Annotated in this window: 3 protein-coding genes; 2 read left to right on the top strand and 1 reads right to left on the bottom strand. The window is 75.5% G+C overall.

Going from position 1 to position 12,728, the window contains the following annotated elements:
* Positions 1–238: 238 nt before the first annotated feature.
* A complete protein-coding gene (locus AB0B14_RS05415; protein ID WP_357521459.1) occupies positions 239–2,434 on the bottom strand; it encodes an MMPL family transporter in 2,196 nt (731 codons plus the stop codon).
* 82 nt (positions 2,435–2,516) lie between these two features.
* Between AB0B14_RS05415 and AB0B14_RS05410 the strand changes: the two genes are divergently transcribed.
* Positions 2,517–3,158 (top strand): TetR family transcriptional regulator, encoded by a 642-nt coding sequence (locus tag AB0B14_RS05410; protein WP_357064909.1) that lies wholly within the window; start codon positions 2,517–2,519, stop codon positions 3,156–3,158.
* 293 nt (positions 3,159–3,451) lie between these two features.
* Positions 3,452–12,724 carry an SDR family NAD(P)-dependent oxidoreductase gene (locus AB0B14_RS05405; RefSeq protein ID WP_357521457.1) on the top strand — a complete coding sequence of 3,091 codons (9,273 nt, stop codon included), beginning with the start codon at positions 3,452–3,454 and terminating at the stop codon, positions 12,722–12,724.
* The last annotated feature ends 4 nt before the right edge of the window (positions 12,725–12,728 follow it).

Genomic DNA, 12,728 nt, shown 5'->3' with positions numbered 1-12,728 from the left:
GCCGTCCCCCGCACCGGTCCCTCGGAGACCGGCCACCCCCCCCGCCCCCGCGCCACGCGCCCACACTCAACCCCCCAACCCACCGGCCCGCCGGACGCGATCGCGCCCGGCGGTCCGTTGCTGCCGTGCTGGCGTGGCAAGAGGTGTGGCCCGGGCGCCGATGAGGCGACCCGGGCCACAGGTCGCCGGTCCGGCCACCGGAGGGGGTGGGGGGAGCCTGACCGGCGGTGCGGGCTGGTCAGACCCGCTGGCTTTCGTCCGTCGTGCCGGGCGAGGACTCCGGCGCCGGTTCCGGCTCGCCGCCGGCACCGTCCACCGGGGCGGGGCGCGGCCGGCCGCGCCCGGGGCGCCACCAGGCCGCGTGACCGAGCAGGCTCATCACGGCCGGCACCAGCACCATCCGAATCACCGTGGCGTCCATGATGACGGCGGTGGCCAGTCCGATACCGATCATCTGGATCAACGTCTCCGGAACCGAGACGAAGCTCAGGAAGACGCAGGCCATGATGATCGCGGCCGCGGAGATGACCCGTGCGGTGGTGCCGATGCCGACCACCACGGCGCGGTGTGGATCACCATCCCGGTCGTACGACTCGCGGACCGCGGAGAGCAGGAACACCTCATAGTCCATCGACAGTCCGAACAGGACGGCGAACAGGATCATCGGCACCGCGGACATGATGGGCACCGTCTTGTCGATGCCGAGCAGGTCCAGGCCCCAGCCCCACTGGAACATCGCGATGATGACGCCGAACGAGACACCGATCGACAGCAGCGTCATCACCGCGGCCTTCAGCGCGACCACCGGCGCCCGGAACATCAGCAGCAACAGCAGCATGCCCGCGCCGACCACGGCCAGGATCACCCAGGGCAGCCGCTCACCGACCACGTCGGCCATGTCGATGACCACCGCCGTCGCGCCGCCGACAAGCGCCGTGCCACCGGACGCGGCCAGCGCCTCGGGCCCGATCGTGTCCCGGATGCGGTGGACCAGGTCGGACACCTCCTGGTCCTGCGGGGCGTACCGGGGGATGGCCGTGACCAGCGCGACCCCGCCGCCGTCCTGGCTGAGCGCCGGCGGCGTCACCAGCTCGACGTCGGGGTCGGCGGCGAGCGTGCGGGCCAGCGTGGCCAGGCCCGTCTCGTCCGCGCCGGTCACGGTGAGCACCAGCGGCGCGTTCCAGCCCGGCCCGTAGTGCTCGGCGATCAGGTCGTACGCCTGCCGCTGGGTGTTCTTGGTGGGCTGGATGCCGTCGTCCGGCGTGCCCAGCCGCAGGGACAGCACCGGCGACGACAGCACCAGCAGGAAGGCGGTCGCCAGCACCGCGTAGAGCACGCGGAAGCGTTGCACGTGCCGGCCCCAGCGGTACGTCGGACCGCTCTCGTCGTCCGGATCGGCGGGGCCCGCCGCCCGGGCCCGGCGCGACAGCTTCGGGATGGCCAGCGAGTTGACCCGGTGCCCCAGCAGGCCGAGCAGTGCCGGCAGCAGCGTGATCGCGGCAACGACCATCACTGCCACCGTCACCGCGCCGGCGACACCCATCGCGCCGATGAAGGGAATGCCCGCGAAGCTGAGGCCGAGGATGGCCACCACGACCGTGCCGCCCGCGAACACCACCGCGTGCCCGGCGGCCGCGGTGGCGTGCCCGGCGGCGTGCACCGGTTCCTCGTGGTGGGCGAGATTCGCCCGGAACCGGCTGAGCACGAACAGGGCGTAGTCGATGCCGGCGCCGAGACCCAGCATCACCGCGATGATCGGCGCGGACGAGGGGATGTCGACGAAGAGGCCGACGAGCAGGACGATCGCGGCGCCGACCACGATGCCGACGCCGGCGACGAGGAGCGGCAGCCCGGCGGCGACAAGCGACCCGAACGCGATGATCAGCACGAGCAGCGCGGCCCCGACACCGACGAGTTCGGCGGCGGACGTGGTGGGTTCGGTGCCCAGGTCGACGACCGCGCCGCGGTACTCGACCTGCAGGCCGGCGGCCTCGGCCGGCTTGGCGGCCTCGCGCAGCCGGTCGTAGTGGGTGCCGTCGAGCTCGCCCAGCTCCTTGCCGTAGTCGACGTTGACCAGCGCGGCCCGCCCGTCCGGGCTCGGGAACGGGTCGTCCACCGCCGCCACGTCCTGCTGGCCGCGGATCGCGGTGATCATCTGCCCGATCGCGGCCTGCCGCGCCGGATCCTGCAGGTTGCCGCCCTCGGCGCTCCAGACGATCGTCGCGCTCACCACGCCGTACGTCGGGAAGTGTTCCCGGGCCACGTCGGTGGCCTGCTGGGATTCGGTGCCGGGCACCCGGAAGTCGTTGACGAACGTGCTCCCGGCCGTCTGGCCGACACCGAGCAGCACGCCGGCCGCGAACAGCCAGAGGACGAGGGTCCGCCAGGGGTGTCGCGCGCAGAGGCGACCGAGCCGGTCCAGTGGGCGTTCCATGCCTTTCAGGGATACAGCATTCGGTGCAAATATGCAACGAGTGCGTTTATTTAGCGAGTGCCGGAAGAGTAGGGTTGGTTGCGTGACACAACCATCCGGCCTGCGCGAACGGAAGAAGCAGCGCACCCGTGCGGCGCTGATCACCGCGGCGATCGAGCTCGTCTCCAGCAAGGGGTACGACGAGACGACCATCGCCGAGATCGCCGCCGCGGCGGACATCGCGCCACGCACGTTCTTCGCCTACTTCCCCGGCAAAGAGGACATCCTGTTCGCCGACTCGCAGTCGCGGGTCGACGAGATCGCCGCGCTGGTCGCCGAGCGGCGCGCCGGGGAGACCGTGGCCGACGTGCTGCTGCGCGCGCTGCGGACGGCGGTGACCTCCGGCGCGGCGACCCGCGACCTGACCGGTGACCTGGCCGTCCGCCGGGTGCACGTAGTGCTGTCCACGCCGGCGTTGCAGGCCGGGGTGCTGCGCCGCATGGTCTCCGCGCAGCAGCAGCTGACCGCCGCGTTGCTGACCGCCTTCCCCGGTGAGCTGGCGGAGGGCGACGCGGCGGCCGCGGTCGGCGCCCTGGTCGGCTCGATGGTCACCGTCGCGTTCACCACCTTCGCCCGCAACCCGTCACCGGAGGAGCTGCTGCGGGTGCTGCTGAGCGCCACCCGCGTAGCCCTCGACGGCATCCGCTCCCTTGGCCCCGCGGCGGAGCGACCCGCGGCGGAGTGACCGTCGGCCCGGTGACCCTGGCCCGGCGAGTCCGGCCCGATGACCCCTGGCCAGGTGGCCTCGGGTTTGTGGCCGGTGGCGCGGTGGTGCCTGAGCAGGTGATCCTCAGTGCGGCCAGGGTCGATGTCTGGGGTCTGGCCGGGGGACCGCACTAGGGCTCCGCGTCCCGCCCCACCCGCAGAATCGACTCGCTATCCCACGGTCGCCGTAGCCCGCCGGTCCACCGGCGTCTGCGGCGGCGGCCGGCTTCGGCCGGACGGGAAGCTGAGGGAGACCAGCGGGGAGCTGACGGAATGACGAGCGACTTCGCCGACGCGCACATCGCGGTGACCGGCATCGCCTGCCGGCTGCCCGGCGCGCCGGACCCGGACCGGTTCTGGGAGCTGCTGCGCGCCGGGACGGACGCGGTGACGGCGCCCGGCGCGGGCCGCCGGGACCAGCCGGGTCTGCCGCCGCGGGCGGGGTTCCTCGACCGGATCGACACGTTCGACCCGGAGTTCTTCGGCATCTCCCCGCGGGAGGCCGCGAACATCGACCCGCAGCAGCGGCTCCTGCTGGAGCTCGCCTGGGAGGCGCTGGAGGACGCCGGCGCCGTGCCGGGCAGCCTGCGGGGCAGCCGGACCGCCGTGCTGACCGCCGCGATCTGGGACGACTACCACGACCTGACGCAGGGGCGCGGCGCGGACGGGCTCAACCACCACTCGTTCACCGGCACCCGCCGCGCCATGCTCGCCAACCGGCTGTCGCACGTGCTCGGCCTCACCGGCCCCAGCCTCACCGTCGACACCGGACAGTCGTCGTCCCTGGTGGCCGTGCACCTGGCCGGTGAGGCGCTGCGCCGAGGCGAGGCCACGACCGCGATCGTGGGTGGCGTCAACCTCATCGCCGGGCCGGGCTCCACGGCCACCTCCGCGCGGATGGGCGCGCTGTCGCCCACCGGCCGGTGCCACACCTTCGACGCGCGGGCCGACGGCTACGTGCGCGGCGAGGGCGGCGCGGTGCTGGTGCTGAAGCTCCTCGACCGGGCGCTCGCCGACGGCGACCGGGTGTACGCCGTGCTGCGCGGGTCGGCCGTCAACAACGACGGTGGCGGCGGTGCCCTGGGCGAACCGCAGCGGGCCACCCAGGAGGAGGTTCTCCGCCTGGCCCACCAGCGGGCCGGGACGGATCCGGCCGACGTGCACTACGTCGAGCTGCACGGCACCGGAACACCGGCCGGGGACCCGGTCGAGGCCGCCGCCCTGGGCGCGGTTCTCGGGTCGGCCCGGCCGGCCGGTGACCCGCTCCCGGTCGGTTCGGTCAAGACCAACATCGGCCACCTGGAGGGCGCGGCCGGCATCGCCGGCCTGCTCAAGGTGATCCTCAGCGTGCACCACCGGGAGCTGCCGCCGAGCCTGCACTTCGAACGACCCCGTGCGGACGTCCCGCTGGAGGCGCTCAACCTGCGCGTCCACACTCGCGGCGGCGCCTGGCCGACTCCCGGCCCGGCACCGCTAGCCGGCGTGTCCTCGTTCGGCCTCGGTGGCACCAACTGCCACGTGGTCGTCGCGGGGCACGCCGACGGGTGGCCGGGAGAGGCCGCGACCGCCGAGCCGGACTCCGGCCGGACCGAGCCCTGGGTCCTGTCCGCCACCAGCGCCCGCGCGCTGCGGGGCCAGGCCGACCGGTTGCGACGTCACCTGGTCGCGCATCCCGCCGCGGCGGTGGCCGACATCGGATATTCGCTGGCCGCCACCCGCACCGCCTTCCGCCACCGGGCCGCCCTGCTCGGCGCCGACCGGGCGGAGCTCACCATGGCCCTGGACGCGCTGGCCGCCGGACTTCCCGCGCCCGGCGTGGTGGAGGACGTCGTGTCGCCGGGTGCGGACCGTCCGGTGTTCGTGTTCCCGGGGCAGGGCGCGCAGTGGGCGGGCATGGGCCTGGAACTCGCCGAGGCGTACCCGGTGTTCGCCGAGTCCCTTGCCGAGTGCGCCGAGGCGTTGCGTCCGGTGGTCGGCTGGGACCTGCTCGCGGAGCTGGCCGGGGACCTGTCCCGGGTCGACGTGGTGCAGCCCGCCTCGTGGGCGGTGATGGTGTCCCTGGCGCGGCTCTGGGAGTCCTCCGGCGTACGCCCGGCCGCGGTGATCGGGCACTCGCAGGGTGAGATCGCCGCCGCGGTCGTCGCGGGCGCGCTGTCGCTGCAGGACGGTGCCCGGGTCGTCGGTCTGCGCAGCCGGCTGATCGCGGCACGGCTGGCCGGCAGCGGTGCGATGGCGTCGGTCGACCTGCCCGCCGAGCGGGTCCGCGGCGACCTCCCGCCCGAGGTCGCGATCGCGGTCGTCAACGCCCCCGGCTCGGTGGTGGTCTCCGGTGAGCCGGCCGCGGTGGACCGACTGGTCACCGGCTGGACCGCCGAGGGTGTCCGGGTCCGGCGCGTCGCGGTCGACTACGCGTCCCATTCACCGCAGGTCGAGCCGCTGCGCGAGGAACTGCTCGACGCGCTCGCCGGCATCACGCCCGGGCCGTCGCGAGTGCCGTTCTGGTCCACCGTCACCGGTGGCGTGGTCGACACCGGCACACTGGACGCCGCCTACTGGTACCGCAACCTCCGGCAGACCGTGGAGTTCGCCGGTACGGTCCGCGCCCTGCTCGCCGACGGCTTCCAGGCGTTCGTGGAGTGCAGCTCGCACCCGGTGCTGACCAGCGCCGTCCGGGAGGCGGGGGCCGGCCTCGCGGCCGCGACGTTGCGCCGCGACGACGGCGGCCCCGCCCGGTTCCGTACCGCCCTCGCGGCCGGCTGGGCCGGTGGACTCACCGTGGACTGGCGCGACCGGTATCCCGGGGCCCGGCGCGTCCCCCTGCCCACCTACGCATTCCAACGGGAGCGTCACTGGCTGCCCCCGGCCGCCAACGCCGCGCCGGCCGCCAACGCCGCGCCGGCCGCCAACGCCGCGCCGGCCGCCAACGCCGAGGCGCCCGCCCACACCGAGGCGCCCGCCGCGCCGGTTGCCCGGACCACGTCGGTGCCCGTACCCGCGGACCTGCGCACGCTCGTCCGGGCGCACGCCGCGGCGGTGCTCGGCCTGCCCGGCCCGGACCGGGTCGACGACGCCGTGTCGTTCCGGGACGCCGGGTTCGACTCGCACATGACCGTCGAACTGCGCGACCGGCTCAGCCGGGCGACCGGCCTCACGCTGCCGTCCGACACGCTCTTCTCGCACCCGACGCCAGCGGCGCTGACCGAGCGGCTCCGCGCCGAACTGTCCGGCGCCCCGACCGCGCCGTCCGGCCCCGAACGGCCGGTGCTCGAACCGGGCGAGCCGATCGCCGTCATCGGCATGGCCTGCCGTTTCCCGGGCGGTGTCCGGTCGCCGGAGGACCTGTGGCGGTTGGTCGACGACGGCGTGGACGCGATCTCCGGCTTCCCGGACGACCGGGGCTGGGACCTGGACGCGCTGTTCGATCCCGACCCGGAGCACCCGGGCACGTCGTACGTGCGGCACGGCGGTTTCCTCGACGGCGCCACCGAGTTCGACGCCGGGTTCTTCGGCATCTCGCCGCGTGAGGCGTACGCGATGGACCCTCAGCAACGCGTCCTGCTGGAGACCTCGTGGGAGGCCGTCGAGCGCGCCGGGATCGCACCGGCGACCCTGGCCGGCACCGCCACCGGGGTGTTCGCCGGCGCCATGGCACCGGAGTACGGCGCCCGCCTCGACCAGGCACCCGACGGCTTCGAGGGTCAGCTGCTCACCGGCACCGCCGGCAGCGTGCTGTCCGGCCGGATCGCGTACACCCTCGGTCTGCACGGCCCGGCCGTCACCGTGGACACCGCCTGCTCCTCGTCGCTTGTCGCGCTGCACCTGGCCGCCCAGGCACTGCGCCAGGGCGACTGCGCGATCGCGCTGGCCGGGGGTGTCACAGTGATGTCCAGCCCGGGCATGTTCCTCGAATTCAGCCGCCAGCGGGGGCTGGCGCCGGACGGCCGGTGCAAGGCCTTCGGGGCCGGCGCGGACGGCACCGGCTGGGCCGAGGGCGCCGGCATGCTGGTCCTGGAACCGTTGTCCGCCGCACGCCGCAACGGCCGCCGGGTGCTCGCGGTCATCCGCGGCTCCGCCGTCAACCAGGACGGCGCCTCGAACGGGCTCACCGCGCCGAACGGCACCGCCCAGCAGCGGGTCATCACGCAGGCGCTGGCCGGCGCCGGGATCGAGGCGCGGGGTGTGGACGCCGTGGAGGCGCACGGCACGGGCACCACCCTCGGCGACCCGATCGAGGCGCAGGCGTTGCTCGCCACGTACGGGCGCGACCGTACCGCCGCCGACCCGCTCCTCCTCGGCTCGCTGAAGTCGAACATCGGTCACGCCCAGGCGGCGGCCGGTGTCGGCGGCGTGATCAAGATGGTGATGGCGATGCGGCACCGCCGGCTGCCGCGCACGCTGCACGCCGCCGAACCGACCCCGCACGTCGACTGGTCCGCCGGGCCGGTCGCGCTGCTGACCGAGGCGCGTCCGTGGCACGATCGCGGGCGCCCGCGCCGGGCCGGGGTGTCCTCGTTCGGGATCAGCGGCACGAACGCCCACCTGATCATCGAGGAGGCCCCGCCGGCCGATCCGGTGCCCGCCCGCACCGGGCTGTCCGGGGCGCCGACGGCGTGGCCGGTCTCCGCACCGGACCCGGAGGCGCTGGCCGGGCAGGCCGCCCGGCTCCACGCGTACCTCCGGGCGCGTGCCGACCTGCCGGCGGCCGACGTCGGCCTCGCCCTCGCCACCGCCCGCGACCACCACCGGCATCGCGCCGTGGTGGTCGGGACCGACGCCGGGACGCTGCTCGACGGGCTCGCCGCCCTCGCCGCCGGGGAGACCACGGACACGGTCGTGTCGGGTGTCGCGGGCGCCGGCCGGCCGGTGTTCGTGTTTCCCGGTCAGGGCGCGCAGTGGCCGGGCATGGGTCTGGAGTTGGCGGAGGCGTTTCCGGTGTTCGCGGATGCGTTGGCGGAGTGTGCGGAGGCGTTGCGGCCGGTGGTGGGTTGGGATCTGCTCACCGAGTTGTCGGGTGATCTGTCGCGGGTGGATGTGGTGCAGCCGGCGTCGTGGGCGGTGATGGTGTCGCTTGCTCGGTTGTGGGAGTCGTTCGGGGTGACACCGGCGGCGGTGGTCGGCCACTCGCAGGGTGAGATCGCCGCGGCGGTGGTCGCGGGTGCGTTGTCGCTCGCCGATGGTGCCCGGGTGGTCGGCCTGCGCAGCCAGGTGATCGCGGCGAAGCTGGCCAGCAGTGGCGCGATGGCGTCGGTCAACCTGCCGGCCGCGGACGTCCGGGCCCGGCTGGACGACCGGGTCGCGATCGCCGCGGTCAACGCACCCGACTCGGTGGTGATCTCCGGCGATCCGGTGGCCGTCGACGACCTCCTGGCCGGTTGGGAGCGGGACGGGGTGCGGGCACGCCGCGTCGCCGTCGACTACGCCTCCCACTCGCCCCAGGTGGAGGTGTTGCGGGACGAGCTGCTCCGGACGCTCGCGGGCATCACCCCGCAACCGTCGCGGGTGCCGTTCTACTCCACCGTCACGGCCACGGTCGTGGACACGTCCACTCTGGACGCCGACTACTGGTACCGGAACCTGCGGCAGACCGTGGAGTTCACCGGCGCGGTGCGCGCGCTCGTCGCGGACGGCTACGGGCTGTTCGTCGAGACGAGCACGCACCCCCTACTCGGCGGCGGCATCGCGGACATCGCCGCCGACGCCGGACGGGACGTGACGGCGGTCGGGACGCTCCGCCGCGACGACGGCGGCGCCGCCCGGTTCGTGCGCTCGCTCGCCGAGGCCCACGTACACGGCGGCTCAGTCGACTGGACACCGTGCTACCCCGGCGCGCACCCCGCCGACCTGCCCACGTACGCGTTCCGACGGACCCGCTACTGGATGACGGCGGCCCCCGCGTCCCGGACCGCGCCCGCGCACCCGCTCACCGCCAGCGTCACCCCGCTGGCCGGCGACGGCGGCGCGGTGCTCACCGGCGAGGTGTCCCGGGACACCGTGGCCTGGCTCGTCGACCACGCGGTGGCCGACGCCGTCCTCCTGCCCGGCGCCGCCCTCGTCGAGCTCGCCCTGCGTGCCGGCGAGGAGAGCGGCTGCCGCACGCTCGCCGAGCTGACCCTGCAGGCGCCGCTCGTGCTGCCCGAGCGGGGTGGGGTGTCGCTGCAGGTCGTGGCCGGCGCCGCCGAGGACGGCACCGGTCGCCGGCCGGTCACCGTGCACTCCCGGCCGACCGCGGACGGGTCCTGGACCTGCCACGCCACCGGCGTGCTCGCCCCGGACACCGGGCCCGGTCCGAACCTCGACGTCGCGTGGCCGCCACCGGCCAGGTCCGTCCCGGTCGACACGCTCTACACCGACCTCGCCGGACTGGGGTACCAGTACGGCCCGTCGTTCCGCGGCCTCCGGGCCGCCTGGCGCGACGGCGAGGACGTCTACGCCGAGGTCGCCCTGCCGGCCGGCGAGGAGCTCACGACCGCCGGGTACGCCGTGCACCCCGCCCTGCTCGACGCCTGCCTGCACACCGCGCTGCTCGGCCGGATCGGGGGACCGCACCACCGGCCGGCGCTGCCGTTCGCGTTCACCGGCGTCCAGGTGCACGCCACCGGCGCCGCCACCGCACGGGTACGCCTGCGCCCGGCCGGTCCCGACGCGGTCGCGCTGTCCATCTGGGACGGCACCGGCCGGCCGCTGGCCACCGTGGAGTCCCTCGTCCTGCGCGACGCCCCGGACCTCGCCGCCACGACCAGCGACCTGTACCGCCTCGACTGGATCCCGGTCGATGCGGCCGCCGGCGCCGGCGAGTGGGTCGTGCTGCCCGCCGGGGCGACCGACACCGGCACGCTCACCGGTCCGCCGCCCGCCTCGGTCATTGCCCCGGTGGGCACACCGGACACGGTCACCGGCGCCGTGGACACCGCCCTCGCGCTGCTGCGCGGCTGGCTGGCCGACGAGCGGCTGGCCGGCACCCGGCTGGTGTGGCTGATCGGCGGGGACAGCCCCGCCGAGGCCGCCGTCGCCGGCCTGATCCGTACCGCCGAGCGGGAGCACCCCGGCCGGTTCCTGATCCTGCACACCCCCGAACCGGACCGGTTCCTCGCCGACCACCCCACCGTGCGCGCCGCGCTCGCCACCGGCGAGCCGGAACTGCGGGTCACGGCCGGCCGGCACGCGGTGCCCCGGCTGGTACGCACCGGCCACCGGCCGCCGCTCGACCTGCCGGCCGCGGGACCCTGGCGGCTCGGGCTCACCGGGCGCGGCACCCTCGACCACGTGGCGCCGCTGCCCGCGCCCGCCGCGGCGGCACCCCTCGACGCCGGCCGGATCCGGATCCGGGTGGCCGCCGCCGGCCTCAACTTCCGCAACGTCCTGGTGGCGCTCGGCATGATCCCGGGACACGACGGCATCGGGCTGGAGGGGTCCGGCACCGTGCTGGAGACGGGTCCCGGCGTCACCGGCATCGCGGTCGGTGACCGCGTCATGGGCCTGTTCCCGGACGCGATCGCGGACGTGGCCGTGGCCGACGCCCGCACGGTCGTGCCGGTGCCGCCGGGCTGGACCCTGGCGCAGGCCGCGGCCGTGCCGGTGGTGTTCGTCACCGCCTGGCTCGGCCTCGTCGAGCTCGCCGCGCTGCGGCCCGGTGACCGGATCCTGGTGCACGCCGCCACCGGCGGCCTCGGCCAGGCCGCCGTGCAGGTGGCCCAGCACGTCGGCGCGGAGGTGTTCGCCACCGCCGCCCCCGCCAAACAGCACCTGTTGCGCGCGCTCGGGCTGCCCGCGGACCACATCGCCTCGACCCGCGACCTGGACTTCCGTGACCGGTTCCTGGCCGCCACCGGCGGCGCCGGGGTGGACGTGGTGATGAACGCCCTCAGCGGCGAGTTCACCGACGCGTCGCTGGCGTTGCTGCCCCGTGGCGGACGCTTCGTCGAGATGGGCCGGACCGACGTCCGCGACCCGGCCGACGTCGCGGCCGCCCATCCCGGCGTCGACTACCGGCTCTTCGACCTGCTCACCGAGCCCGCCGACCGGGTGGGCGCGGCGCTGCGTACCCTGGCGGAGCTGTTCGCCGCGGGCCGGTTGCGCCCGCCCGGCATCACCACTTGGGACGTCCGGTCCGCGCCCGAGGCGCTGGAGACGCTGCGCGGCGCCACCCAGCCTGGCAAGATCGTTCTCACCCTGCCCCGGCCGTGGGATCCCGGCCGGACGGTCCTGATCACCGGCGGCACCGGCACGCTCGGCGGCCTGCTGGCCCGGCACCTGGTCACCCGGCACGGCGTCCGCCACCTGCTGCTCACCAGCCGGCGTGGCCCGGCCGCCGAGGGCGCCGCGGACCTGACCGCGGAACTGACCGCGCTCGGCGCCGACGTCCGGATCGCCGCCTGCGACGCGGCCGACCGGGACGCGTTGCGCCGTACGCTCGCCGACATCCCGGCGGACCGCCCGCTCGGCGGTGTCGTGCACGCGGCCGGTGTCCTCGACGACGGGCTCGTCGAGTCACTGACCACCGAGCAGGTGCACCGGGTGGTCCGGGCGAAGTCCGACGCCGCGGCGCACCTCGACGCGCTCACCGAGGGCCTGGACCTGGACGCGTTCGTGCTGTTCTCGTCGGTCGCCGGCACGCTCGGCACCGCCGGTCAGGGTAACTACGCGGCCGCGAACGCCGCACTGGACGCCGTCGCGCGCCGCCGCCGGGCCGCCGGCCGTCCGGCCGTGTCGCTGGCCTGGGGGCTGTGGCGGGAGGCGAGCGGCATGACCGGGCACCTGGCCGGGCGCGACGTCGGCCGGCTGGCCGGCGCCGGGGTGGCGCCGCTGGACTCCGCGACCGGCCTGGCGCTCTTCGACGCCGCCCTCGCCGACGGGGCGCCGCACCTGGTCACCGCCCGCCTCGATCTCGGCGCGATCGCGGCGGACACGGGCGTCGGCGAGCTTCCGGCCGTCCTGCGCGGGCTGGCCGGGCCGGCCCGGCGCCGGGCCACCGCCCCGCCCGCCGGTGCCGCGGAGGCGGACACCGGGCCCGGTCTCGCCGCCCGGCTGGCCGCCGCCGCACCCGAGGACCGGCGGCACGCGTTGCTCGATCTGGTGCGCACGCACGCCGCCACGGTGCTGCGCCACGGCACGGTCCGGGACATCGGACCGGACCGGCCGTTCCGGGAGGTCGGGTTCGACTCGCTGACCGCCGTCGAGCTGCGCAACCGGATCAATACGGCCACCGGGCTGCGGCTGCCCAGCACGGTGATCTTCCGGCACCCCACGCCGGCGCTACTGGCCGACCGGCTCCAACTGGACCTGTTCCCCGCGGCGTCGGACGACCTCGCCGCGGCGTCGGACGGGAGCGCGGCCGCGGTGCTGTCCGACCTCGACCGGTTGCGGTCCCGCCTCGCCGGCATCGTCGCCGACGCGGCCGGCCGCGACGAGATTGCCGACCGGCTCCGGCTGCTGCTCCGCGAGTTCGACGGGGCCAGCGCCGACGCCGCCACGCTCGAGGACGAGCTGGCGGCAGCCACCGACGACGAGATGTTCGCGCTCATCGAGAAGGAGCTCGGCCTCGACTGAGTCC

This window comes from Micromonospora sp. NPDC049171 (assembly GCF_040648275.1).
Classification (GTDB): Bacteria; Actinomycetota; Actinomycetes; order Mycobacteriales; family Micromonosporaceae; genus Micromonospora.
The sequence above is the reverse complement of the archived record's forward strand: the minus strand, read 5'-3'. Positions and strand labels throughout refer to the sequence as shown.